The organism is Microbispora amethystogenes (assembly GCF_016863015.1).
Lineage (GTDB): Bacteria > Actinomycetota > Actinomycetes > Streptosporangiales > Streptosporangiaceae > Microbispora > Microbispora amethystogenes.
Map to the genome: position 1 here is coordinate 39,444 of NZ_BOOB01000003.1, position 24,910 is coordinate 64,353.

Below are 24,910 nucleotides of genomic sequence, written 5' to 3' on the forward strand. Positions count from 1 at the left end.
AGAGGGCGTCAGGACCGCTTCCAGAAGGGGCGCCTGCCCCCCTTCTCCGCTGCGGCGCCGTGCTTACCCTCGCCGTGACCGGTGCCGTGCTCACCCTTGCCGTGCTCACCCTTGCCGGGGCCGCCGACCAGGGCGGTCAGCAGATCGGCGGTCCGCCGCCAGAGGTCGTCGAGCGAGCTGTCGGCCCACTCGGCTTTGTCGAGGTCGGCCGCCAGCGCGAGGAGATCAGGGTGATCTCCCACCATCTGGGCGACGACCCGCAGGCGGCTGGCGAGATCCGCCAGGTAGCGCCGGCGCTCCCGCTCCGGCAGCGACTCCGCCTGGCCCAGTCGCGCGAGTTCCTCGGTCAGCAGGGGCCGTACGCCGTCGAGGTTCGTCATCGCCGCGGGTGCAGGGCCGCGGCGCGACAGGAAGCCTCCGGCGGACAGGCCCCGGGGCAGCCGCGCCTTACCGCCCATCCCGCCCCGTTCGCCCTGCACCGGAGGCGGGGCGGGGGCGAGGGGTGGGGGCGGCGCGGCGGCGAAGGGCGCGCTCGGCGGGGGAGCGCCGGGGGCGCCGGGAGCCGCCCCGATGGGCGCGTCCGCCGTGCTGCTTGTGACGGCGGCCATCGTGGCCATCATCGGCGCACCGGCCACCATCATCGGCATCGCGGCCGGCATCTCCCACCCGCTCGGCAGCTCGACCGGCTGGAGGACGCGGTGCTCCGGAGCGCCCTCAGCGGTCACATGGGTGTCGACGGCCACGAACGCGGTGAACCGGCACAGCACGCCGAAGCGGAGCGAGAGGTCGACGATCTGCTGCTCCAGGGAGCGGTCACCCACTGCGTACCGGTCTTCCAGCGTGCGCAGATGCGCCCGCGCCCACACGGCCCGCGCCGCGCCGTCCCGCGCGGGACGGCCCTCGACACGCTCCTCCCAGGGACGTCCGTCGGTCGTGCGGCCGTGCACGGTGAGGGCCCCCGCCGGCCGGCCCCGGTAACGCCCGGTCACGACCAGCGGGACCCCCGCGTACAGGGAACCGGCGTGCGTGACGGTGCCGGCCACCAGGTCGACGCCGTCGGCCCGCACGGAGACGTCGGTCACCAGTGGCGAGCCGATCCGCCGGTGGATGTGCTCCATCGCCTCGTCGAGCCGGTCCTCCGACTCGACCAGTTCGCAGCGGCCGGAGCCGAGCAGGGCCAGCCGTCCGAGGAAGCCCGCGTTCACCGCCCTGTCGATGCCCACGGTGTGGACGCGGGCGCCGCCCAGCCGGGAGCCGACGCGTTCGAGGATCTCGTCCTCGTTGCCCACCTGACCGTCGGTGACCAGCACGAGCACACGATCACGCGCGGGCTCGCCGGAAAGGTCGTCGTCGCGCCCGGCCAGCAGGCGCAGGGCCTCCTCAAGAGGAGCGAGCAACTCCGTGCCGCCACGGGCGCCGAGCCCGGCGAGATGCTCGACGGCGCGGTACCGGTTGCGGTCGATCGCCTCCACCATGCCCCCGGGGAACGCGCGCTCGACCACGGAGTCGAACGAGAGCACGGCGAACCGGTCGTGCCGGGTCAGCGTGTCGACGATGCGGGCCGCGGCGCGGCGCGCCGCCACCATCTTCCATCCGGTCATGCTGCCCGAACGGTCGAGCAGCAGGACGACGTCCCGGGGCGCGGACCGTGCCGAGCCCTCCGGCGGAGGAAGGAGGGTGAGCACGAAGGTCCCCTCCGAGGTTCCCGGGGCACCGCCCGCTTCCCCTCCGGCCGCCGCTGCCTCGCGCACCGCTTCGCCTGCCCGCGCCCCCTGGCGGGAGGGTCCGCCGGGGACGCGCTCCGGTACGCCGCCCCTCAGCTCGCCGGGCACATCGCTCGGTGCGTCGTCCGGCAGAGTGTCCGGGACGAGGGCGAGGGACGAGGAGGCGTCGAACGCCAGGCGCAGGATGAAGTCGCGGTCGAGCCGTTCGCCGGGCCGCAGTGTGATCGTGTCGCCCTCCCGCTCGACCTCGTGCAGGCTGGAGCGGACCTCCCGCAGGCCGAGCCCGGCGGAGTCGATGGTCGTTGTGAGTGACAGCCGTACCGGAGACGGGAACCCGGGCAGCAGGACCGGCGGCGAGATGCGGGAGGCGTCGGGCACCGCGTCGGTGTCGGGCGCCACGCCGTCGCCCGCGGCGGGCTCCGACAGGGGAACCCCCGGGATGTAGCGCGGCGCCACGACCAGCGGGAAGCGGAACTCGGCCGCGCCGTCCTCGTAGGGGAGCGGCTGGCTCATCGTGAGCCGGACGACCACGCGCTCCCGGGGGACGATGTTGCCGACCCGGATCGTGAACACGTCGGGCCGGTCCTCCTCGGCGATCGCCGCGCGCTTTCCCTCGGCGAGCGCGCGGTCGTAGTCGGCCCGCGCCTGGCCGCGCTCCTTGAGCACACCGTCGATCACCTGGTCGTCCGCCTCCATGCGGAAGGCGGTGACCGCCGCTCGCGGCGGCAGCGGAAAGACGTACGTCGCCTCAAGCGACACGTCGAACGGGTTGCGGAAGGTCTGGACGACCTCGACACCGGCCACCAGCCCGGTGAGACGGGCGGTGACGTCCACGCTCTCCAGAGGGAGGTTGCCCTTCTCGGTCTCGAGCGCGCCGAGCCCGGCGTGCGGCACCGGCCGGCACTCCTCCGGCCGCAGAGGTGTGATGGGAACGGTCATGGAGTCATCCCCTTGCGTGTGTCGGAATCCGGTGAATTCCAGGTCGTCGTGGTCTCGGCGTCCTCGAAGGGCCCGGCCAGGCCGAGCGCGCCGAGCGCCGCGAGGAGCGGGGCGGCGGCCCGGCGCAGCGTGGCCGTCTCGTCGCCGCCCGGCATCCGGTGGGCCGATTCGAGCAGGACCGTCACCCCGGGCGCGAGCCGGACGCCGAACAGGACGTCTCCCGGAAGGCCCCTCGATGGTTCGCCGGTGGCAGTCGTCGTGACGGTGTGGAGGTCCGGCGTGCCGGACCAGCCGGGCGCGGTGCCGGGACGCGGTGCCGGGACGGGATCACCTTGTCCGGCGTCCGCGGGACCGGCGCCCGCCGGATCGAAGTGGGTGGAGCCGGCCGGCCGGGCCCAGAACCGCTTCCGGTCCGTCGGCCGTGCCACGTCGGGGACCGTGGTGGCCGAGGACCGCTCCGGCTCTGCCGCTCCCGGTTCGGTCGTTCCCGGTTCGGACGGTTCGGCGAGGGTGTGATCAGAGCCGGCCTGCGGTTGGGGCACCTCGGCGAGCCCGGCGATCCGCTGGAGCATGGCGTCGGTCGCGCCCGCCAGTTCGGCCTGGATGGCGGCGATGGACAGCCCCTCCGCCTGGCGGCGCTTGACGGCCACGAGCTGGAGCAGGTGGCGGTGGTCGTAGAGGGCGAGCCTGCCGCGCCGGGCGGCGGGCGGGTCGATCAGGCCGATCGTCGTGTACCAGCGGATGAGCCGTTCGTTGGGCACCTCGCGGACCCGTCCGTTGACGCGCGGCTCGGATCCGAGCAGGTCCGCCGCCCGCTCCGCCAGCTCAACGATCGTCCAGGTCCCGCTCATGCCTCCACGATGACACTGTCACGATGACACTGTCAATGTCGCACCCTGCTTCGTGTGGCGGCGAGAGGGGTTCTCGGAGCGTTCGCCTCGATGGGAGATGTCCATTCCCTCGTCGTTCACGCGTTGCCGATCCACTGGGCGTCCACGTGTGCGCACCCGCCGTCCGGGAGAGAACGACCCGGTCGGATGCGATCCAGGCGGGGTAGGGAAAGCGGGCGGCGTCAGGCGGCACGGTCACGAGCCGCTCAGGGGGCCCCGGGCGGCGCCCGGGCGGGGCAGCGTGAGAAGGCGTGCGTCCGTCCCCGCGGACCGCAGGTGAAGCGACACCGCCCGTCAGGGCGGGCCGAAGTAGACCAGATGCATGACCGAAGGCATGACCAGGGGCAGGTCGGGAAGGCGGGTCAGCGGTGCGGGGTACTTCCTTGTCGGCGGCCGTGTCGGCGTTGCCGGGATCGCTCTGGCGTACGGCGTCCCCTCATGGAGGCGAGCCGTACGGGCCCGGCGAGAACGAGCCTCCCGAGCGGATCGATGCGGCCGGCCTGTTGACGCGGCACATGTCGAGTAGCCTGCCGCCGGGGTTCACCGGCCGGATCGTGGCGTCGTCGGGGGAGCGTACCGGTGGGGTGGTGTGGCACGCCGCGCCCGACGGGGGCGGATGTTTCCCGGACGGCGACGGCTGGATCTACGTGTCCAACTGCGCGCTGCCGCTGCTCGGCGGTGTCACCGCACTGCGCTTCGCGCCGGACGGGAGCCTGCGCAACGGCTACCGGGTGCTGTCCGGTGCGGACCGGAACGGGGCCGGCGCCGCGACCCCGTGGGGCACCTGGCTGTCGGGCGAGCGGACGCCGCACGGCACGGTCTTCGAATGCGACCCGTACGGCCTGCGCGCTCCGATGCCCCGGCTCGCGATGGGCCTGTTCACCCACGGGGGCATGGTCTGCGACCCCGACCGGGGGTTCGTCTACCTCACCGAGGAGGAGCCGGACGGGTGCCTGTACCGGTTCCGCCCCGACGACTGGGGCGACCTCACCACCGGCGTCCTCGACGTGATGACCGGCGCTTCCGGTGAGGCCCTGGAGTGGGAGCCGGTGCCGTCCCCGGCCGCGTCCCGCGCGCCCGTACGTGACCAGGTGAAGGGAGCACGGCGGTTCGCGGGCGGCGGTGCCTGCCACTACCACGACGGCGTGTTGCGGTTCGTCAGCGAGGGCGACGGCCGCGTATGGGCCTACGACGCCAGGTCCGAGCGCCTTCATGTTCTCCACGCCCGCAGCACCTCCAGCACCCCTGGCGGCCCCGGCGCCCCTGACCTCGCCGGCGCCCCTGGCACTCCTGCCGGTCTCAGCACGCTCGGTGCCGGGAACGCCCCCGGCGCTTCTCCCACGCCCGGCACTCTCGGCACCCCCACTCAGCCGCGCGGCGTGGGCTCCGCGACGGCCGGAGGCGGCGACGACGAGGAGGTCGTCCTCGTCGCGGAGGGCCGGGTGGTGCCGTTCCTGCGGATGCCGGACGGCTGGACGGTCACGGGTCCGTCCATGTCCCCGGCGGGCGACAGGCTCTACTTCTCCTGCCGCCCGCCCGCCGAGGGGTCCGGCGCGGTGCCGGTGACCGTCGAGATCACCGGGCCGTTCGAGGACCTCGTACGCGCCTGAGCCCGCCAGGGGCCGGCGGCTCAGTCAGAGGTCGCGGGTCCAGATCTCCTCGGTGATGGGGATGCCCGACTCCTCGCCGGGATAGCTGTCGGCCAGGGTGAACCCGGCCGCCTGGTAGATCCGGCGGGCGCTGACCAGCACGTCCCGGGTCAGGAGGTTGATCCTTTGGTATCCGGCCGCGGCGGCGAAGCGCAGGCACTCCTCGACCAGCCGTCCGCCGATCCCCATGCCCCGGGCGGACGGCTCGACCAGCAGCAGGCGCAGCCGCGCCGTGGTCTCGTCCTCGCGCGCGCAGAAGACGCACCCCGCGGGCTCGCCCGCGACCTCGGCGATCCAGCCCGCCTCCCGCCGGGGATCGTGATCGTCCACGTAGGCGGCGAGGATCCTGACGACGTACGCCTCGAACGACACGCCCCAGCCGTACTCCTCGCTGTAGAGGGCCCCGTGCCGCTGCACGACCCAGCCGAGGTCGCCCGGCCGCGGGGGCCGGATCACGTACGGCTCGCGCGTCGCGGCCGGCGGCTCCAGCAGGCGCCTGACCGTGTCCATCGCGGAGACGAGCCGGCGGCGTTCGGGGTCGGCGAGCTTCTCGACCAGGGCCTCGATCTCGACGGCCGAGCGCCGGTCGATCATGGCGAAGGTCTCCCGGCCCTTCGGGGTGAGCCGTACGACCTGGCGGCGGGCGTCCTCCGGCGACTTCTCGCGGGAGACGAGCCCGTCGGTCTCGAACCTCGACAGGATCCGGCTGAGATAACCGGCGTCGAGGCCGAGCATGCCCCTGATGTCCGCCGCGTCGGCCGCCCGCTCCCGGGTGCCCAGTTCGAACAGCACCCGCGCCTCCGTCAGCGAGTAGGGGGTGTCGTGCATCCCGGCGCCGAGCACGCCGATGACGGAGGTGTAGAAGCGGTTGAACGCACGGACTTGCGGCACTATATCCATTTTTGGTTGCCCGTCTCAAGGAAATACTTGACTCAGTCAAAGATAGAGCCGCCGCGTACGGTTGGGAAGACGGGTCTCCCGGCGGGTGCGGTCTCGCCGTGCGAGACTGTTTTGGTCGTGGTCGGCCGGGTGGCGTAGCCTCTCTTGTTGGTCTAGACCATTGTCGCGAGGCTTGGGCAGAATGCGGTGCGGTGAGCACCGGGGTCTGCGTCGGGCCCGGCCGCGCCATTCCGCGTATCCAAGATGGAGGAATACCCGTCATGCGTATTGGAGTCCTGACCGGCGGCGGCGACTGCCCCGGTCTGAACGCGGTGATCCGCGCCGTCGTCCGCAAGGGGATCGGCGTGTACGGGCACGAGTTCGTCGGATTCCGCGACGGCTGGCGTGGGCCCCTTGAGGGCGACACCATGCCGCTCGACATCCAGGCCGTCCGCGGGATCCTGCCGCGTGGCGGCACGATCCTCGGGTCCTCCCGCACCAACCCGATCAAGATCGAGGGCGGTGTCGAGCGGATCAAGGAGAACCTGGCCGCGCAGGGCGTCGACGCGCTCATCGCGATCGGCGGCGAGGACACCCTCGGCGTCGCCAAGCAGCTGTTCGACCGTGACGTCAAGGTCGTCGGCGTGCCCAAGACGATCGACAACGACCTCAACGCGACCGACTACACCTTCGGCTTCGACACCGCGGTGAACATCGCGATGGAGGCCATCGACCGGCTCCACACCACCGCCGAGTCCCACCACCGCGCGCTGATCTGCGAGGTCATGGGCCGCCACGCGGGCTGGATCGCGCTGCACGCGGGCATGGCCGCCGGCGCCAACGTGATCCTCATCCCGGAGAAGCCGTTCGACATCGACAAGGTCTGCTCCTACGTCGAGTCGCGGTTCAAGACCCGCTACTCGCCGATCATCGTCGTCGCCGAGGGCGCCCACCCCATGGAGGGCCAGATGGCGCTCCAGGCCGGCGAGCTCGACGCGTTCGGCCACGTGCGTCTCGGCGGCATCGGCGAGCTCCTGGCCAAGGAGATCGAGAAGCGCACCGGCAAGGAGGCCCGCACCACGGTCCTCGGCCACATCCAGCGCGGCGGCACTCCGACCGCCTACGACCGGGTGCTCGCGACCCGCTTCGGCCTCGGTGCGATCGACGCCGTGCACGACGGCGACTTCGGCAAGATGGTCGCGCTGCGCGGCACCGACATCGTCCGCGCCGGGCTCGACGAGGCGACCTCCGAGCTCAAGACGGTCCCCGCCTCCCGCTACTCGGAGGCCGAGGTCTTCTTCGGCTGATCCCACCGATCGGCCGGCCCGCCGATCCGCGACGGCCCGCTCCGGCGGTCGTCCACCGTCCGTCCGTACGGCTCCCGCGTCGCTGCGCGGGAGCCGTACGCATGAGAGGCCGGAACCCGCCGGATCGCCGGCCGGGATCGCCCAGTATGTGAGCGGAGGGGCCGGTCCTCCCGGCTCAGTCACGAGAGGGCGCCGCGCGATGGGCATCGAGGGACCGTTCTGGCGGGCGATCGCGGTCTACCGCGTCGCGTCGCTCGCGTACGCGGTGCTGTTCGTGCTGGGGGCGGGAGGGTACGCGCGTCCGGTCGTGTCCTGGTCGGTCATCGGGGTGATGGCCGTCTGGACGGCCGCCACGCTCGCCCTGTATCCCGCCGCCCGGCGCGTGCCGCTGCTGGCCGCCGACCTGCTCGTCACGGTCGCCTGCCTGCTGGCCACGCCGTACGCGCAGGGCCCCGCCGACGCGGCGGCCGGGGTGATGCCGCTGACGGCGACCTGGGTGGCCGGGCCGGTCCTCGCGTACGGCGTGGCCGGAGGACGCCGCGCGGGCGCGGCCGCCGCCGCGGTCGTGTCGGCGGCCGACCTGTGGCTGCGCAGCGGGAGCGGGGTCGAGCTCGCCTCGCTGCAGGTGAACGGCGCGGTGCTGCTGTTCCTGGCCGGAGTGGTCGTCGGGCACGTCGCCCGGCTCGCGCGGGAGGCGGAGGAGCGCATGCGGCGCGCCGTGCTGATGGAGGCCGCGGGCCGGGAGCGGGAGCGCCTGGCGCGCGGCATCCACGATTCGGTGCTCCAGGTGCTCGCCCTCGTGCAGCGCCGGGGTGCGGAGATCGGCGGCGAGGCGGCCGAGCTCGGCAGGCTCGCGGGGGAGCAGGAGGCGGCGCTGCGGGCGCTGGTGCAGGCCCCGCCCATCACGCGGGCGCCGGATCTCGCCCCCACTGGCCTGCGCGGACGCCTGCGACCGGCGTTCGCGGCGCGCGGGACGCGTGCGGAGCGCCGCCCCGGCCGGCTCCGTCGCCCCGGCCGGCTCCGTCGCCCCGGCCTGCCCAGCCGCCCGGGCGCGGAGTCCGGGGCCGAGGCCGAGCCGTACGCCGACCTGCGCGACCTGCTGCGGCCGTACGGCACGGCCCGGGTGACCGTGTCCGCGCCCGCGACGCCGCTGCCGCTGCCCGCCGCGACCGCCCGGGAGATGGCGGCGGCCGTCGGGGCGGCCCTCGACAACGTCGTACGGCACTGCCCGGAGGGCACCCGGGCGTGGATACTCGCGGAGGAGGACGACGACGCGGTGGTCGTCACCATCCGCGACGACGGGCCGGGCATCCCCGACGGGCGGCTGGAGCAGGCGGCCCGCGAGGGACGCATGGGCGTCGCCCGCTCGATCCGGGGACGCGTGACCGACCTCGGCGGCACGGCGGCCATCACCTCCTCGCCGTCGGGGACGGAGATCGAGCTGTCCGTCCCGGCGGGGGAGTGAGGGCGATCTCGGTCCCCGGGCGGAGGGAGCGGGCGGCCGGGACGGGCCTGGACCTGGTGAGGGCGGAGCGTGCGTCCTGGCGGGAACGGTCGCTGGACGCGGGCCGGGCGGAGCGTGCGGGCGGGCGTGAAGGGCGGCGGACAGGCCGTGGACGTGGTGAGGGCGGAGGAAGGCCGTGGAGCAGGGCGTGAGTGTGGCCGGAGGCGAGGGGGCCGGGCGGCCCCCGGTGCGGGTCATGGTGGTCGACGATCACCCGATGTGGCGGGAGGCGGTCGCCCGCGACCTGACCGAGGCCGGATACGAGGTGGTCGCCGAGACGGGCGAGGGCCGGCAGGCGCTGCGGGTGGCGGCGGCGGTCCGGCCGGAGGTGGTGGTGCTCGACCTGCGCCTGCCCGACCTGCCGGGCGTGGAGGTGGCCCGCGGCCTGGGCGCGTCGTCGGCGCCGCCGCGCGTGCTCGTCCTGTCGGCCAGCGCGGAGGAGGCCGACGTGCTGGAGGCGGTCAAGGCGGGCGCCTCCGGATATCTGGTGAAGTCGGCCGGCCGGGAGGAGTTCCTCGACGCGGTCCGGCGGACCGCCGAGGGCGACGCGGTGTTCACCCCCGGCCTGGCCGGGCTCGTCCTGGGGGAGTACCGCAGGCTCGCGCACCGGCAGCCCGGCGCCCAGGAGGAGGATCAGGAGGACGGCCCCCGGCTGACCGAGCGGGAGACAGAGGTGCTGCGCATGGTCGCCAAGGGCCTGTCGTACCGGCAGATCGCCGAGCGCCTGGTGCTGTCGCACCGCACGGTGCAGAACCACGTGCAGAACACGCTGAGCAAGCTCCAGCTTCACAACCGGGTCGAGCTGGTCCGCTACGCCATCGAGAAGGGCCTGGCCGACCTCGACTGAGGGAGTGCGCCGCTCGGCGGCGGCGTTACAGTGGGAAGCCCCCACGTGGGCGACGCGTTGTCTTCCAGCAGCGAACCCTTCCCCGGCCGCGCCTCACCCCGGCGCCGCGGCCGTCCCTGTCCGTCCGGAGGTTTCCACCCATGACCATGACCGCCCTGGGAGAGCCCTGTGTGCTGCTCAAGTTAGGCGAGGTGGTCCTGAAAGGCCGGAACCGCGAGATCTTCGAGATGCGCCTGCGGGCCAACATCAAGCACGCGCTCAAGGACCACCGCGTCGACATCCGTCAGCGGCACGGCGTGATCGCCCTGTTCCTGCCGCCCGGCACCGAGGTCGAGGTGGCCGAGGCGGTGGCGGCCCGCGTGTCCGACGTGCCCGGCATCGTGCTGGTCCACCTCGCCTGGCGGGTCCCGAAGGACCCGGACACGATCACCAAGGCCGGCATCGAGCTGATCAGGGACAGCGACGAGGTCGCCCGCCTGGCGCGCTTCGCGGTGCGTTCGCGCCGCCGAGACAAGCGGTTCCCGTTGCGCTCCAACGAGCTCGACCACCTGGTCGGCGGTGCGATCAACGACACCTTCGGCCTGCCGGTGGACCTGAGCCGCCCGGAGCTCACCGTGCACATCGAGGTGGACAAGGACGAGGCGTTCCTGTTCACCGACGGACGGCCGGGCCAGGGCGGGCTGCCGGTCGGCTCCAGCGGGCGGGGGCTCGTGCTGCTGTCCGGAGGCATCGACTCGCCGGTCGCGGCCTACCGGATGATGCGGCGCGGCCTGCGGGTCGACTTCCTGCACTTCTCCGGCATCCCGTTCACCACCTCCGAGTCGATCTACAAGGCGTACGCGCTGGTGCGCAACCTGGACAGGTTCCAGGGCAAGTCGCGGCTGTGGGTGGTGCCGTTCGGCAAGGCGCAGCAGTCGATCAGGAACTCGGGGCAGGACCGGCTCGCGGTGATCGCCCAGCGGCGGCTGATGTTGAAGACGGCTGAGGAGGTCGCCCACCGCATCCACGCCGAGGCGCTGGTCACCGGTGACAGCCTCGGGCAGGTGTCCTCGCAGACCCTCACCAACATCACCGCGCAGGACCACGCCGTGGACATGCCGATCATGCGTCCGCTGATCGGCCTGGACAAGACCGAGATCATGGCCGAGGCGCGCAGGATCGGCACGCTGCAGATCTCCGAACTGCCCGACGAGGACTGCTGCACGCTCCTGTCGTCCCGGCAGGCCGAGACCCGCGCGAAGATCGAGGACCTCAAGCTGATCGAGCGGCGCCTGGACGCCGAGGACCTCGCCTCCCAGCTCGCCGACTCCATCCAGCCGTACAAGCTGGAGGTCTGAGCCCGGTACGGCCCGCGTGCCGCGGGCCGTACCGGACCCGGCGAGGTCAGGCCAGAGCGGGAGCGGCGGCCGCGGCTCCCCCGCTGGTGGCTGCGGTACGGCCGACCAGCGGGGGGAAGTCGCGCATGATCGCCGCGAGCCGGTCCAGGTCGCCGTCGACCAGGGCCTGCGGGCCGTCGCAGAGCGCCTGCTCGGGGTGCGGGTGCACGTCGATGATCACGCCGTCGGCCCCCACCGCGACGGCCGCCCGGGTCAGCGGAAGGACGAGGTCGCGCCGGCCGCCGGAGTGCGACGGGTCGACGATCACCGGCAGGTGCGACAGCCGCTGGACGACCGGGACCGCGGAGATGTCCAGGGTGTTGCGGGTGGCGGGCTCGTAGGTTCGGATTCCCCGCTCGCACAGGACGATGTCCAAGTTGCCCCGCTGGGCGACGTACTCGGCCGCCATCAGCCACTCCTCGATGGTCGCGGTCATGCCGCGCTTGAGCATGACCGGCTTCCCGGCGGCGCCCACGGCCTGCAGCAGCGCGAAGTTCTGCGCGTTGCGGGTGCCGACCTGGAGCATGTCGGCGTACGACGCCACGAGCGCCACGTCGTGGGCGTCCACGACCTCGGTGACGATCGGCAGCCCGGTCTGCTCGCGCACGTCGGCCAGGATGCGCAGGCCCGCCTCGCCCAGCCCCTGGAAGGCGTACGGCGAGGTGCGCGGCTTGAAGGCACCGCCGCGCAGCAGCGTCGCGCCCGCCGCCTTGGCCATCAGCGCGGCCTCCAGGGTCTGCTGTGTTGTCTCCACCGCGCACGGGCCCGCGATCAGCGTCACGGTGTCGGGCCCGATGGGCACGCCGCGCACGGTCACCGTGGAGCGGTCGGGATGGTTCTCCCGGCTCACCAGCTTGTACGGCGTGGAGACCCGCACGACGTCCGCGACACCCGGCATGGCGCGCAGGTTGAGCGTGGCGAACTGCTCGACGTCGCCGATGAGGCCGATGATCGTGCGGTTCACGCCGCGGCTCGCGAACGCCTCTCCTCCCGCGGCGGCGATGAGGTCGGTGATCACCTCGATGTCGTCCTGGGTGGCCTCGGGGGTCATGACGATGACCATGGTGTCTCCTCGTGCTCGATTCGGTCCGAACGGACGGTGCTAACGGATGGTGCGGCTGGATGGTGCCGGTCCGGAAAACGACGAAGGCCCCGGGTCCGTGGGACCCGGGGCCTTCGTTCTCCTTGGCTGTCAGCGCAGCGCTTGGAGGCGATCGGTCCTCACGGGTCCGTCGCCATACCAAAACGACCAAGCGGTACGCATGTGACGCAATATAGCGCACATCCCGACGCTCGCGTCGACCTCTCCCGTCCCGGGCGTGTTCCGTACGGCTCCCGGCGGGCTCCCGGCGAGCGTGGCCGCAGGGGAGGCCGCGCGCCCGGGATCCGGTGCGGGCCGTCTTTCCGGCGGGTGGCAGGATGGCCTGCGTGCCGGAGACACCTGAGGAGGAGAAGCGACTGCCCCCGGGCCAGTACGTCCCACGCGGACGGCCCGTCGTCCACTACGGCAGGGTGCCGGCGTTCCGCCCGGAGACGTGGCGTTTCCAGGTGTTCGGCGAGACGGCCACCGGTCAGATCCACGAGTTCTCGTGGGAGGAGTTCTCCTCGCTGCCCCACACGACCATGGTGTCCGACTTCCACTGCGTCACCAAGTTCTCGATCATGGGGAACGAGTGGGGCGGCTTTCCCGCCTCGGCCCTGCTCGCCCGCGTCCCGCCGGGGCCGGGCGTACGGCACGTGATGATCTGGGCGGAGTACGGCTACAGCGCGAACCTCCGCCTGACCGACTTCGACCGCCCGACGACGCTGTTCGCCACGCACCTCGACGAGAAGCCGCTGTCGGCCGAGCGCGGCTTCCCCGTCCGGCTCGTCGTGCCGCACCTGTACGCGTGGAAGAGCGTGAAATGGGTGCGTGCCATCGAATACCTGACCGAGGACCGGCGTGGTTTCTGGGAGGAGCGCGGCTACCACAACGTGGCCGACCCCTGGAAAGAGCAGCGCTACTCATACCAGGAGGAGCCGGGCGAGGGCCCGCCGTGAGGCCGCCGAAGGGCTACGGTGTCCGGCGTGTCGACAGCCGTGTGGGTCACGCTGTGCGCGCTCTGCGGAGTCTGCGGCGGCGTGCTCGGCCGCGCCCTGCCGCGTAGCGGGCCGCCGCCGGGAGAGGGTCGGGAGCGGGACGAAGGGCCGGGTGAGGCGGCGTTCCGCGCCCTGCGCGCCGCCGGTCTGGCCGCGCGCTCGCTGCGCGCCGCCGGGCTCACCCGGGCCTCCGCCCGCCACGCCGTACGGCACCTGCGGACGCTGCTGGGCACCTCCGGGCTTGTCGTGGCGGCGCCCGACCGGGTGCTGGCCAGGGACGGCGCGGACGTGCCGGGGGACGAGGCGGTCCTCGCCGAGGTGCGGGCGGCGACGGCCGGGGGCAGGCCGCGCGTCGTCCCGGCGTTCCGCGGCGGCGGCCGGCGCGGGGTGGTCGTCCCCCTGGCCGTGGAGGGCCGGGTGGTCGGGGCCCTGGCGGCCTACGACGCGCGGGTGAGCACGGCGCTGGTGCGCACCGCGACCGAGGTGGGCCGCTGGCTGTCGGGCCAGCTCGAACTCGCCGAGCTCGACGCCTCGCGCAGGCGCACGCTGGAGGCGGAGGCGCGCGCCCTGCGAGCCCAGATATCCCCCCATTTCGTCTACAACTCGCTGACCACCATCGCCTCGTTCGTCCGGACCGATCCGGAGCGCGCCCGCGAACTGCTGCTCGACTTCGCCGACTTCATCCGGTACGCACTGCGCCGGGCGGCCGACTTCACCACCCTCGCCGACGAGCTGACCTGCGTGGACCGTTACCTGCTGCTGGAACAGGCGAGGTTCGGCGACCGGCTGCGGTTCACCGTCCAGGTCGCTCCCGAGGTGCTGCGGGTCGACGTGCCGTTCCTGTGCCTGCAGCCCCTGGTCGAGAACGCGATCAAGCACGGCATGCCGGGGGAGGTGCGGGTCGTGATCAGGGACGCCGGGTCGGAGGCGCACATCTGGGTCGAGGACGACGGCGTCGGGATGAATCCCGAGCAGCTGCACGCCGCGCTGCGGGAGCAGCGGACCGGCATCGGGCTGAGCAACGTCGACGTGCGCATGCGGCACATCTACGGCCCGGGTTACGGCCTGGTCGTCGAGACCGCGCCGGGCAAGGGGACCCGCATCCGGCTGCGGATCCCCAAGACCCGGCCCCGCACCCGTCCCGGTGCGAGCCCGGCCCGGCCCTGATCGGCCGCCGCCGTCGTCGTCACGCGACCGTGCTGTCCGGCGCTTCCCGGCCGGGGGAGACGGCGGGGAGGAGCGGCAACCTCAGGACGAACCGCGCGCCGCGCGGGGACTCCTCGATGCGGAGGCTGCCCTTGTGGGCGACCGCGATCGCCCGGCAGAGGGCCAGGCCGAGTCCGCTGCCACCGGGGTCGAGGCGCCGCGCCGCGTCGAGGCGGACGAAGGGCTCGAACACCCGCTCGCGGTCCTCCTCGGCGACGCCGTCGCCGTCGTCCAGCACTGTGACCAGCGCCTGGCCGCCGACGGGCTCCGCGGTCACGTCCACCTTGGAGATCGCGTGCCGCTGCGCGTTCACCAGCAGATTCGTGACGACGCTGGCGAGCTGGACGCGGCTGCCGAGGACCCGAAGGCCGGGCTCGGTCCTGGCGTGCACCGGGACCTCTCCGCCGCGCGCCGCCACCTCGGCGCGTACGAGAGCCCCGAGGTCGACCGGCTCGGACACGCAGGGGGCGTTGCGGAGCCGGGCGAAGGCCAGCAGTTCGTCGATGATCTGCTGCAGGCGCTCGGCGACCGGCAGGGACCTGGCGATCGCCTCGCGCGCGTCGATCTCCGGGTAGAGCAGCGCCTCCTCCAGTCCGGTGCGGAGCCCGGTGAGCGGCGACTTCAGCTCGTGCGAGACCACGGCGGCGAAGTGCCGCTGCTGCGTGACCGCCGATTCGAGCCGGTCGAGCGTCTGGTTCGCGGTGCGGGCGAGCCGGGCGATCTCGTCCCGGCCGGGAGGCTGCGGCACCCGCAGGGACAGGTCGTGGGCGGTGATCTCCGAGATCCGCTGCCCGATCACCGTGATCGGCCGCAGGATGCGGCCCGCCGCCCGCCAGGTCGTCCACGTCCACAGCCCGGCCAGCAGCGCCCCGCTGGAGCCGACGAGGAGCTCCAGCCGGTGCCCGCGGATGGCGGGCGGCTGGTCCGTTCCGGCGTAGACGTAGTGGGGCTCGCCCCGCCAGATCTCCATCGCCTGCAACGACGGGACCCGGGCGGCGGTGAGCATGACGCACCGGTCGCCGGAGCACTCGGTCACGTCCTGGAAGCGGTCGTCGCTGGCGGGCCGGACGGCGCTCAGCGGCCGCCCGCCGGCCATGGGGCCGGCCAGCACGACCCGGCCGCGCGAGTCGGTGAGCTGAACGAGGGGGACGCGCGCCGTCGGATCCGGCGGCGGTATGTGGCCGCGCCGAATGGAGCCGATCCATTCGCTCGCGACGCGGCGCGTCTCGTTGAAGATCTCGGTCTCGACCCGGGCACGGATCAGCAGGCACAGCCCGGCTGCGATGACGCCGACGAGGAGGACGGACAGCGCCGCCACCGTCAGCGTCACCCGTGCCCGGATGGAGCCGGAACGGGGAAGAGGGAGGGCGCCCCGCCTGATGCCCATCGACCTTCCTTGCTCGGCCTGACTTCTTTCGCCATCGTAGGCAGCCGTGTGGGACGGATAGGCCGATAAAAGGACAAATGGGAACAGATGCCCCCTAACGCATTCCTGGGCTTGACCTGGGCTTTCCGGGCGGGCGGTGGTGACGCCTCAGCGTATCGGGATCGTCACCTACCGTCCGGTCACCCCTTGCGCGGGAAGGCGGGCGCACGGCACGGTGGACGCCATGCTGCGTGTCCTCGCGGTGGACGACGAGGTCCCCGCCCTGTCCGAGCTCGCCTTTCTGTTGCGCCAGGACGCCCGGGTGGAGCACGTGAGCACGGCCACCGACAGCGGGGCCGCCCTCCGCGACATGGTCCAGATGATCGCCGACGGCGAGCGTCTCGACGGGGTGTTCCTCGACGTGCGCATGCCGGGGCTCGACGGCCTCGACCTGGCCCGGCTCATCGGCGGGTTCCCCACGCCGCCGAAGCTGGTCTTCGTCAGCGCCCACGACTGCGCCGTGCAGGCGTTCGAGCTGGAGGCCGTCGACTACCTGCTCAAGCCCGTGCGCCCCGAACGCCTGGCGGAGGCCGTGCGCCGCCTGTCGGCCGCCGTGGCGCCCCCCGGCGCGGACGAGGATTTGGAGACGATCCCCGTCGAGCTGGCCGGCCGCACGAAGTTCGTCGCCCGGCAGGACGTGTGCTACGCCGAGGCGCACGGCGACTACGTCCGCCTGCACACCGCCGAGGCCGTCTACCTCGTACGGATGTCCCTCGCGGCGCTGGAGCGGCGCTGGGCGGGGTCGGGGTTCGTCAGGGCCCATCGCAGCACGCTCGTCAACGCCAGGCACGTGAGCGAGTTGCGCTTCGACGCCGGGCGGGTGGTCCTCCAGGTGGGCGGGGAGACGCTGCCGGTGAGCCGCAGGCTGACCCGGCAGGTGCGTGAGCAACTCGTCCGGCAGTTCCGCCCCTGACTTCTCAAATCGGACATACCACAACATAAGTGGTATTGATGGTCTGATGCGTGTCATATTAAGATAAGGCTAGATAAAGCGCATCAACTCCTCGTTTGTGGTGCGACGTCGCAGGCAATCAAGAAACCGCGAGAAGGTGGCCCCGAAGCGGCCGTGAATACTTCGGGGTGATTTGCTCGCCGATCTGGCGCAATGAAAATCCTGTCGAGGAGGACGCGCAATGCCTGCTTTCACGAGGATTCTTGCCGGGCTGGCCCTGGGAACCGCTCTCACCGGCGGATCGCTCGCTCTCGCCGCCGCCGCGGGTGCCACGACCGCCCCGTTCGCCGACGGAAACGAGAACATCAACGACAACCGGTGGAACAACGACAACAACAACTGGTGGAACAACCAGAACTTCTGGAACCAGGGCCTGTGGAAGGACGGCGTCAACGACCACTCCGGCTTCGGAATCGTCGCCAAGGGCGTCGCCCTCGGATTCCAGGACAAGACGAGCCGCGACAACGCCTGGTTCAACAACAGCTGGTGGGCCAACAACCAGTTCTTCAACAACCGCGACAACAACGACCGGAACTTCAATCACGTGAACCGCGCTCCGGTGAACGAGCGGCCCACGACCCTGGTCGTGCCGGAAGTCGTCAGGGACACCGTCGTGAAGGAGCGCCCGGTCCGCGAGAAGGAGCGCCACGAGAAGAACGACGACTGGAGCTACTGACCTGCTCGGCGCCTCGGGAGAGGAAGGCCCGGTCCGGTGAAGGCGTGACGGGTCGTCCGAGGCCAGGGCCGCCGCGACGGGGTCCGGAGCGACCGTTTGTCGCTCACGGGGGTCCGCTCGTCGTGTGAGGACGGGCCGCATGGCGCTAACTAGGGACCGCTCGTCCGAAGGGCCATCCGGCCACCCGATTACACCTCGTAGTGTTTCGCTCGTCGCAAGACACGCGGGGTAATCACAAAGTGAGCCGATTGTCATCAGGTGGTTACCAAGCGGGGCCCTACTCGGGGGGGAAGGGCCCCGCCCGCGCGTTACCGGGGGGACGCGGCGATCCGGCCATACGGGGGCGCCGGATCGCCGCGAACGCCCCTGACCGGCCACGACATGCGGCGCCGGCGGCCGCGAGCCTCCGTGGACCAGGCGCCGCTCAGCCGCTGCGGAGCTTCTTCAGCAGGTCGATGTCCTCGCGGTGCTTTTCCACCTTGCCGGGGGTCTCGATGCAGAACGGCACGCCGGCGGCCGCCGGGTGCCGCATGAGATCGGCGAACGCCTGCGCGCCGATGTGCCCGGCCCCGATGTTCTCGTGCCGGTCCCTCTTGGACCCGCACGGGTCCTTGGAGTCGTTGGCGTGGACCAGCCTCAGCCGGCCCGGGGCGACCTCGTGCAGGGCGTCCATCATCTCCTTAACGCCGCCCGGCGCGGCCAGGTCGTGCCCCGCCGCGAAGGCGTGACAGGTGTCCAGGCACACGCCCGCCTTCGGATGGTGGTCGAGCGCCTCCAGGTAGGGCCCGAGGTCCTGGACCGTGGCGCACAGCATCCGGCCCTGCCCCGCCATCGGTTCGAGCAGCAGGTCGGGGCCGTCTCCGGGCAGTTCGTCCAGCACCGGCAGCAGGTGCTCGTGGATCTGGCGCATCGCGTCCTCGCGCGACTGGCTGACGGCGGAGCCGGTGTGCACGACCACCCCTCGCGCGCCGGTCTCGGCGCCCCGGCGCAGCGTGTGGCGGATCACCGCGATCGAGTTCTCCAGGGTCGCCGGCGTCGGCGACCCGCAGTTCACGAGATAGGCGGCGTGCAGGAAGACCGGCACGCCCGACTCGCGCAGTTTCGCGTCCTCGGCGGGGTCGCCCGCGCTGAGCGCCCAGCCGCGCGGATTCGTGACGAAGACCTGGATCATCTCCGCGCCGATCTCCGACGCGTACTTCAGCCCGCCCTTGGCCAGGCCGCCCGCGACGAAGACGTGACCGCCGATGAGGTTACTTGGAGTCATGATGCCTCCAGGTTAGTCGCGGCCCCCGTGACCGCTCCCCGTGGCCGCACCCGTGGCCGCACCCGTGGCCGCACCTGTGGCCGCACCGCGGTTGTCCTGTGCGGCCCTGTGCGGCCCTGCGCCGCCCCGTGCCGCCCCGTGCCGCCCTGCGCCGCCCCGTGCCGCCCCGTGCCGCCCCGTGTGCCGGCCCCCTTTGTCACAACGTACAAAGCGGCCCCCGGAGCAGGGCACGCGGTTCGGACCTCGCGCCGCTGGACCCCGCCGCGGGCCCGGCGGTTGACTGACGGGCATGCGCGAACTGAGCCGGGAGGACCTGCGGTCCTGCTGCGCCTCCGCCCGATGGGTGGAGGAGGTGGCCGCGCGCGGGCCGTACCGCGACCTCGACGGGCTGCGCCGCGCGAGCGGGCCGGCGCTCGCCGCCCTGGCCTGGGACGACGTGCTGGAGGCGCTGGCGGCGCACCCCCGCATCGGCGAGCGGCCCGGTGGCGCCGGACGGGAGGCGGCGTGGTCGCGGTCGGAGCAGTCCGGAGCCGCCGACGCCGGCCGGGACGTGCTCGACGCGCTCCGCGAGGGCAACGCCGCCTACGAGAGCCGGTTCGGCCACGTCTACCTGGTCTGCGCGAGCGGCCGGGACGCCGACGACCTGCTGGCGCTGCTGCGCGGCCGGCTCGGCAACGACGAGGAGACCGAGCGCGGGGTCGTCAGGGAGGAGCTGTCGAAGATCGTCTCGTTGCGGCTGGCCAAGCTCTGGGAGGGCCCGTGAGCCTCTCGACGCACGTGCTCGACACCGCCGCCGGGACACCCGCCGAGGACGTGCCCGTACGGCTCTCGCGGCGCGCCGCGCACGGCTTCGTGCCGGTCGCGGAGGGCCGCACCGACGGGGACGGCCGCATCCGGGAGTGGAGCCCGCTCGGCCGGGAGTGGGACCCGGCGCTCGACCCGCGTCCCGGCACCTACCGGCTCGTCTTCGACACCGCCGCCTATCTGGGGGAGGACGCGTTCTTCCCCGAGGTCAGCGTGGTGTTCGCCGTCCGGGAGCCCGGCGGGCACTACCACGTGCCGCTGCTGCTGAGCCCCTTCGCCTACTCGACCTACCGGGGGAGCTAGCCGTGGCCGTTCTGGGACCCAACAGGTATGGCAAGGCCGAGACGAGGGTCGTACGGGTGACCCGGCACGGCGACGCCCACCGGATCAAGGACCTCACGGTGAGCACCGCGTTGTCGGGCGACATGGCCGAGGTGCACCTGAGCGGGGACAACTCCGCCGTCCTGCCCACCGACTCGCAGAAGAACACCGTTTTCGCGTTCGCCAAGAAGCACGGCGTCGGGGCGATCGAGGACTTCGCGCTGCTGCTGGCGCGGCACTTCGTGGACTCCCAGCCCGCGATCCACCACGCCAGGGTCGCCGTCGAGGAGCACGCCTGGGAGCGCAACGGCGCGTTCGGGCACTCGTTCGTCCGCTCCGGACGGGAGGTGCGCACCTGCGTGGCGCAGCACGACGGGACCCGGTCGTGGGTGGTCTCCGGGCTGCGCGACCTCGTCGTGCTCAACACGACCAACTCCGAGTTCTGGGGGTTCGCGAAGGACGAGTACACGACGCTGCCGGAGACCCGCGACCGCGTCCTCGCCACCGCCGTCGACGTGTCATGGCGGCACGCGGACGCGGAAGCCCCTCAGGACTGGGACAAGAGCTACGAGAAGGCCCGGGCGGCCCTGCTCGCGGCCTTCGCCGACACCTACAGCCTGTCCCTGCAGCAGACGTTGTACGCCATGGGCACGCGCGTGCTGGCCGAGTGCCCGGGGGTCTGCGAGGTGCGGCTGTCGCTGCCGAACAGGCACCACTTCCTGGTCGACCTCGCGCCCTTCGGGCTGCCCAACGACGGGGAGGTCTTCTTCGCCGCCGACCGGCCGTACGGGCTGATCGAGGGGACCGTGCTGCGCGAGGACGCGCCCGACGCCGGCCCGGCGTGGGAGTAGCCATGGACTTCCTGCGCCCGCGCACCTGGGCCGAGGCCCTGGACCTCAAGGCGGCACGCCCCGAGGCCACCCCGATCCAGGGCGGCACCGACGTCATGGTGGAGATCAACCTCGACAAGGGCCGCCCCGCCGCCCTGCTCGACCTCACCCCGATCCCGGAACTGCGGGAGTGGTCGCGAGAGGGGGACGTGATCCGCCTCGGCGCCGGGGTGACCTACTCCCGGCTGATCGGGGAACTGGAGGCGCGCCTGCCCGGCCTGGCCCAGGCGTCCCGCACGGTCGGGTCGCCGCAGATCCGCAACCGGGGCACGGTCGCGGGCAACCTCGGCGCGGCCTCGCCCGCGGGCGACAGCCATCCGCCGCTGCTGGCCTGCGACGCGGTCGTGGAGGCCGAGTCGGTGCGCGGCGCCCGGCTGATCCCGATCGGTGAGTTCTACACCGGGGTCAAGCGCAACGCGCTGGCGCCCGACGAACTGATCCGCGCCGTGCGCGTCCCGGTGGCGCGCGGGCCGCAGTACTTCTCCAAGATCGGCACCAGGAACGCCATGGTGATCGCGGTGTGCTCGTTCTCGATCGCCCTGCACGCGGCGGAGCGGCGGGTGGGCACCGGCGTCGGCTCGGCCGCCCCGACGCCCCGCCGGGCCGTCGCCGCCGAGGAGTTCGCGGCCGCGCGGCTCGACTGGCGGGGGCGCTCGCCGCTCGACCCCGATGTGGCCGGCCGCTTCGGCGAACTCGTCGCCGGCGCCGCGGCCCCGATCGACGACGTACGCGGCCGCGCCGCCTACCGCACGCACGCGCTGGCCGTGCTGGCCCGCCGCGCGCTCGGCTGGGCCTGGGCCGACTTCAGGGCCGGCACCGGCGCCGATTCCAGCGCCGGCTCCGGCGGCGGTGACGACAGGGGGAGCCAATGAGGGTGAACCTCACCGTGAACGGCCGTGCGACGGCGGCCGACGACGTGTGGGAGGGCGAGAGCCTGCTGTACGTCCTGCGGGAGCGGCTCGGCCTCCCGGGGGCCAAGAACGCCTGCGAGCAGGGAGAGTGCGGATCCTGCACGGTCTACCTCGACGGCACGCCGGTCTGCGCGTGCCTGGTCGCCGCCGGCCAGGCGGAGGGCCGCGAGGTCGTCACGGTCGAGGGCCTGTCCCGCGGCGACGCCCCGCTCCCCGGCGCCGGACCCGCGCACGGCGACGTCTCCGGGGAGGGGCTGCACGAGGTGCAGCGGGCGTTCCTCGACGCCGGGGCGGTGCAGTGCGGCTTCTGCACGCCCGGTCTCGTCGTCCAGGCCCACGCGCTGCTGGCCGAGGCGGACGGCGTGCCGTCGGACGCCGACATCCGGGAGGCGCTGGCCGGCAACCTGTGCCGCTGCACCGGATACGAGAAGATCCTCGACGCGGTCCGCCTCGCCGCGACCCGCCTCGGCCCGCCGCCGTGACCGCGCCCTCGGCCGCACGCGGACCGGCCGCCGCCCGCCTCCGGCCACCGCCGTGAACGCGCCGTCGGCCGTCTCCGGCGACCGCCGTGAGCGGGCCGTCGGCCGCACGCGGAACGGCCGGCCCCGTGATCGTCCAGCAAGCCGCCCGCCCGACCAGGGAGTCTTCGTTGCGTGATCCCGCACCACGGCGAGTGGTCGTCGAGAACGCCCACATCGTGCCCGTCAGGGGGGAGGAGATCCCCTCCGGCCACCTCGTGATCGAGGGCGACCGGATCGCCGCGATCGGCCCCGGCCCCGCGCCGTACGTGCCGGAGGAGGCCGAGCGGATCGACGGGTCCGGCTGCCTGGCCACCCCGGGCCTGGTCAACACCCACCATCACCTCTACCAGTGGGCGGCCCAGGGCGTGACGCCCGACGGCACCCTGTTCGAATGGCTGGTCGCGAGCTACCGGCTGTGGGCGCGGATGGACGCCGAGGTGGTGTCGGGCGCCGCGACGGCCGGGCTGGCCTGGCTCGCCCTGTCGGGCTGCACGACCTCGTCCGACCATCACTACATCTTCCCCAAGGGCCGGGGCGACCTGTTCGAGGCGGAGATCGAGGCCGCCCGCGCGGTCGGGCTGCGCTTCCATCCCTGCCGGGGGTCCATGGACCGGGGCGCCTCGCGCGGCGGGCTGCCGCCGGACGAGGTCGTGGAGGACATCGACGAGATTCTCGGGGCGACCGAGGAAGCGGTCCGGAAATATCATGACCCGTCCTTCGGGTCGATGCTGCGCGTCGCCGTCGCCCCCTGCTCGCCGTTCTCGGTCAGCGGCGAGCTCATGACCCGCTCGGCGGAGCTCGCCCGCTCCCTCGGCGTACGGCTGCACACGCACGGCGCGGAGACGGCGGACGAGGACGAGCACTGCGTGGAGCAGTTCGGCGTGCTTCCGGTCGACTACCTCGACCGGCTCGGCTGGCTCGGCCCCGACGTGTGGCTGGCCCACTGCGTGCACCTCACCGACAAGGACGTGCGGCGCTTCGCCGAGACCGGCACCGGGGTCGCGCACTGCCCGTCCTCCAACGGCCGTCTCGGCGCCGGCATCGCGCGGATCAGCGACCTGCTGGCGGCGGGCGCGCCGGTCGGGCTCGGCGTCGACGGCGCCGCCTCCAGCGAGATGACCCCGCTGGCCGGGGAGATCCGCATGGCCATGCTCATGCAGCGGGCGAGGTACGGCCCGCGCGCGCTCACCGCCCGCCAGGCCCTGGAGACGGCCACCCTGGGCGGCGCCCGCTGCCTCGGCCGGGAGGCCGAGATCGGCTCGCTGGAGCCCGGCAAGCTCGCCGACGTCGCGCTGTGGCGGCTCGGCGGCTTCCACGCCGCGATCGACGACCCCGTCGTCGCGTTCGCCTACGGCGCCACCCCGCCGCTCGCCCGGCTGCTGGTCGGCGGCCGGACCGTGGTGGACGGCGGCGAACTGCGCACCGTGCCGGGCGATGCCGCCGCACGGGCGGGGGCCGACGCGCACCGCCGCTTGCGCACCGGGGATCATGTCTGAAACGTTTCGGGACGGGACGAAGGTCGATCGAAGGGCCAGGCATGACAGGGCACACGGCAGGGCACACGGCATGACAGGGCACGTCGTCATCGCGCCGGACAAGTTCCGGGGGTCGCTCACCTCTCCGGAGGTGGCCGCGCACGTGGCCGCCGGGCTGGGCGACGTCCCCGTCGTGCCGCTGCCCGTCGCCGACGGAGGGGACGGCACGGTCGACGCGGTCGTGGCGAGCGGGTTCACCCGGGTCGAGACGGAGGTGACCGGCCCGGACGGCACGCCGGTCCCGGCGGCCTACGCGGTGCGGGACGAGCCGGGCGGCCGGGTCGCGGTGATCGAGCTGGCCGAGGCGTCCGGCCTGCGGCGGCTCCAGCGAGGCCTCGCCCCCCTCACCGCCACCAGCCGTGGCACCGGTGAACTGATCGCCCACGCCGTACGGCACGGCGCGGCGCGGATCGTGCTCGGCCTCGGCGGCAGCGCCTGCACCGACGGCGGCGCGGGCATGGCCCAGGCCCTCGGCGTACGGCTGCTCGACGCCGGGGGGAACGAGCTTCCGCCCGGCGGGGCGGCGCTGCGCGACCTGCACACGATCGACGCCTCCGACCGGCTGCGCGGGTTCGAGGTCGTGGTCGCGAGCGACGTGGACAACCCGCTGCTCGGCCCGTACGGCGCGGCGGCGGTGTACGGCCCGCAGAAGGGCGCGAGCCCGGGCGACGTCGCCGTGCTGGAGGCCGGGCTGGCCCGGCTCGCGGCCGTCGCCGCGCACACCCACGGCCTGCCGGGCGCGGCCGAGCACGACGGCCCCGTCGGAGCGATGGGCGTGGCCGGGCGGGAGGGGGCGGGTGCGGCCGGCGGGGTCGGCTTCGGCGCGCTGGTCTTCCTCGGCGCCGAGATCCGGCCGGGCATCGGCTACCTGCTCGACCTGGTGGACTTCGACCGGCACGTGGCGGGCGCCCGGCTGGTGATCACGGGTGAGGGCGCGATCGACGAGCAGACCCTGCGCGGCAAGGCGCCCGTTGGCGTGGCCGCGGCGGCGGCCGGTCACGGCGTGCCGGTCGTGGCCGTCTGCGGCCGCCGCACGGTGGGCGACGACGAACTGAAGAAGGCGGGGATCGAGGCGGCGTACGCGCTGACCGACATCGAGCCCGACGTCGCGAGGTGCGTGGCCGAGGCCGGGCCGCTGCTCGAACGGCTGGCCCGCCGGATCGCGGCCGAGCACCTCACCAGGAGGTAGACGCCGGCGCGGGACCATGCC

Annotated in this window: 22 protein-coding genes; 16 read left to right on the forward strand and 6 right to left on the reverse strand. The window is 73.3% G+C overall.

Annotated features, from left to right (window positions below; genetic code table 11):
• Window positions 1–8: 8 nt before the first annotated feature.
• Together Mam01_RS01385 and Mam01_RS36230 are read right to left on the reverse strand one after the other, a co-directional pair.
• Complete coding sequence (locus Mam01_RS01385) at window positions 9–2,663, reverse strand: VIT domain-containing protein (RefSeq protein WP_239100945.1); 2,655 nt, start codon at window positions 2,661–2,663, stop codon at window positions 9–11.
• A complete protein-coding gene (locus tag Mam01_RS36230; RefSeq protein WP_239100946.1) occupies window positions 2,660–3,514 on the reverse strand; it encodes a helix-turn-helix domain-containing protein in 855 nt (284 codons plus the stop codon). The genes Mam01_RS01385 and Mam01_RS36230 overlap by 4 nt, the downstream gene beginning before the upstream one ends.
• Before the next feature lie 407 nt (window positions 3,515–3,921).
• Between Mam01_RS36230 and Mam01_RS37190 the strand changes: the two genes are divergently transcribed.
• Window positions 3,922–5,163 carry an alkaline phosphatase PhoX gene (locus Mam01_RS37190; RefSeq protein ID WP_275408880.1) on the forward strand — a complete coding sequence of 414 codons (1,242 nt, stop codon included), beginning with the start codon at window positions 3,922–3,924 and terminating at the stop codon, window positions 5,161–5,163.
• A gap of 24 nt (window positions 5,164–5,187) precedes the next feature.
• On the opposite strand, the gene Mam01_RS01400 is transcribed toward Mam01_RS37190, so the two are convergent.
• Window positions 5,188–6,102 carry a bifunctional helix-turn-helix transcriptional regulator/GNAT family N-acetyltransferase gene (locus tag Mam01_RS01400; RefSeq protein WP_204283521.1) on the reverse strand — a complete coding sequence of 305 codons (915 nt, stop codon included), beginning with the start codon at window positions 6,100–6,102 and terminating at the stop codon, window positions 5,188–5,190.
• Window positions 6,103–6,362: 260 nt separating this feature from the next.
• Between Mam01_RS01400 and Mam01_RS01405 the strand changes: the two genes are divergently transcribed.
• From Mam01_RS01405 to thiI, 4 genes are all read left to right on the forward strand, one after another.
• Window positions 6,363–7,388 carry a 6-phosphofructokinase gene (locus tag Mam01_RS01405; RefSeq protein ID WP_117409215.1) on the forward strand — a complete coding sequence of 342 codons (1,026 nt, stop codon included), beginning with the start codon at window positions 6,363–6,365 and terminating at the stop codon, window positions 7,386–7,388.
• A gap of 199 nt (window positions 7,389–7,587) precedes the next feature.
• Window positions 7,588–8,853, forward strand: a complete 1,266-nt coding sequence (gene macS / locus Mam01_RS01410; RefSeq protein WP_239100948.1) for a MacS family sensor histidine kinase — start codon at window positions 7,588–7,590, stop codon at window positions 8,851–8,853.
• 235 nt (window positions 8,854–9,088) lie between these two features.
• Window positions 9,089–9,739 (forward strand): response regulator, encoded by a 651-nt coding sequence (locus Mam01_RS01415; RefSeq protein WP_204283941.1) that lies wholly within the window; start codon window positions 9,089–9,091, stop codon window positions 9,737–9,739.
• 140 nt (window positions 9,740–9,879) lie between these two features.
• Window positions 9,880–11,076, forward strand: coding sequence for a tRNA uracil 4-sulfurtransferase ThiI (thiI, locus tag Mam01_RS01420; RefSeq protein WP_204283523.1), 1,197 nt, complete (start codon window positions 9,880–9,882; stop codon window positions 11,074–11,076).
• 46 nt (window positions 11,077–11,122) lie between these two features.
• Here thiI and aroF read toward each other — a convergent pair whose 3' ends face one another.
• On the reverse strand, window positions 11,123–12,178 hold the full coding sequence (aroF, locus tag Mam01_RS01425; RefSeq protein ID WP_204283525.1) for a 3-deoxy-7-phosphoheptulonate synthase: 1,056 nt from the start codon (window positions 12,176–12,178) through the stop codon (window positions 11,123–11,125).
• 356 nt (window positions 12,179–12,534) lie between these two features.
• Here aroF and Mam01_RS01430 point away from each other — a divergent pair, with 356 nt between their 5' ends.
• Together Mam01_RS01430 and Mam01_RS01435 are read left to right on the forward strand one after the other, a co-directional pair.
• Complete coding sequence (locus Mam01_RS01430; RefSeq protein ID WP_150933006.1) at window positions 12,535–13,155, forward strand: sulfite oxidase-like oxidoreductase; 621 nt, start codon at window positions 12,535–12,537, stop codon at window positions 13,153–13,155.
• Between the two features lie 27 nt (window positions 13,156–13,182).
• Entirely contained in the window at window positions 13,183–14,361 is a 1,179-nt protein-coding gene (locus Mam01_RS01435; RefSeq protein WP_239100949.1) for a sensor histidine kinase, read from the forward strand.
• Between the two features lie 19 nt (window positions 14,362–14,380).
• Here Mam01_RS01435 and Mam01_RS01440 read toward each other — a convergent pair whose 3' ends face one another.
• Window positions 14,381–15,787, reverse strand: a complete 1,407-nt coding sequence (locus Mam01_RS01440; RefSeq protein WP_204283527.1) for a sensor histidine kinase — start codon at window positions 15,785–15,787, stop codon at window positions 14,381–14,383.
• Between the two features lie 223 nt (window positions 15,788–16,010).
• On the opposite strand from Mam01_RS01440, the gene Mam01_RS01445 reads away from it, so the two are divergent.
• Both Mam01_RS01445 and Mam01_RS01450 read left to right on the forward strand, forming a co-directional pair.
• Window positions 16,011–16,739, forward strand: coding sequence for a LytR/AlgR family response regulator transcription factor (locus Mam01_RS01445; protein ID WP_204283530.1), 729 nt, complete (start codon window positions 16,011–16,013; stop codon window positions 16,737–16,739).
• A gap of 220 nt (window positions 16,740–16,959) precedes the next feature.
• Window positions 16,960–17,454: a hypothetical protein gene (locus Mam01_RS01450; protein ID WP_204283532.1), complete on the forward strand. Its 495-nt coding sequence runs from the start codon at window positions 16,960–16,962 to the stop codon at window positions 17,452–17,454.
• Window positions 17,455–17,878: 424 nt separating this feature from the next.
• Here Mam01_RS01450 and Mam01_RS01455 read toward each other — a convergent pair whose 3' ends face one another.
• On the reverse strand, window positions 17,879–18,718 hold the full coding sequence (locus Mam01_RS01455) for a deoxyribonuclease IV (RefSeq protein ID WP_204283534.1): 840 nt from the start codon (window positions 18,716–18,718) through the stop codon (window positions 17,879–17,881).
• A gap of 289 nt (window positions 18,719–19,007) precedes the next feature.
• Here Mam01_RS01455 and uraD point away from each other — a divergent pair, with 289 nt between their 5' ends.
• The 7 genes from uraD (at window position 19,008) to Mam01_RS01490 (ending at window position 24,889) form a co-directional block, all read left to right on the forward strand.
• Window positions 19,008–19,481, forward strand: coding sequence for a 2-oxo-4-hydroxy-4-carboxy-5-ureidoimidazoline decarboxylase (gene uraD / locus Mam01_RS01460; RefSeq protein WP_204283536.1), 474 nt, complete (start codon window positions 19,008–19,010; stop codon window positions 19,479–19,481).
• Window positions 19,478–19,825, forward strand: coding sequence for a hydroxyisourate hydrolase (gene uraH, locus Mam01_RS01465; RefSeq protein ID WP_204283538.1), 348 nt, complete (start codon window positions 19,478–19,480; stop codon window positions 19,823–19,825). Before uraD ends, uraH begins: the two co-directional genes overlap by 4 nt.
• Before the next feature lie 2 nt (window positions 19,826–19,827).
• Complete coding sequence (gene pucL / locus Mam01_RS01470) at window positions 19,828–20,694, forward strand: factor-independent urate hydroxylase (protein WP_204283540.1); 867 nt, start codon at window positions 19,828–19,830, stop codon at window positions 20,692–20,694.
• A gap of 2 nt (window positions 20,695–20,696) precedes the next feature.
• Window positions 20,697–21,605, forward strand: a complete 909-nt coding sequence (locus Mam01_RS01475; protein ID WP_204283542.1) for an FAD binding domain-containing protein — start codon at window positions 20,697–20,699, stop codon at window positions 21,603–21,605.
• Window positions 21,602–22,126, forward strand: a complete 525-nt coding sequence (locus Mam01_RS01480) for a (2Fe-2S)-binding protein (protein WP_204283544.1) — start codon at window positions 21,602–21,604, stop codon at window positions 22,124–22,126. The genes Mam01_RS01475 and Mam01_RS01480 overlap by 4 nt, the downstream gene beginning before the upstream one ends.
• 167 nt (window positions 22,127–22,293) lie before the next feature.
• Window positions 22,294–23,661, forward strand: coding sequence for an 8-oxoguanine deaminase (locus tag Mam01_RS01485; protein WP_239100950.1), 1,368 nt, complete (start codon window positions 22,294–22,296; stop codon window positions 23,659–23,661).
• Between the two features lie 70 nt (window positions 23,662–23,731).
• On the forward strand, window positions 23,732–24,889 hold the full coding sequence (locus tag Mam01_RS01490; protein WP_204283545.1) for a glycerate kinase: 1,158 nt from the start codon (window positions 23,732–23,734) through the stop codon (window positions 24,887–24,889).
• Window positions 24,890–24,910: the final 21 nt, after the last annotated feature.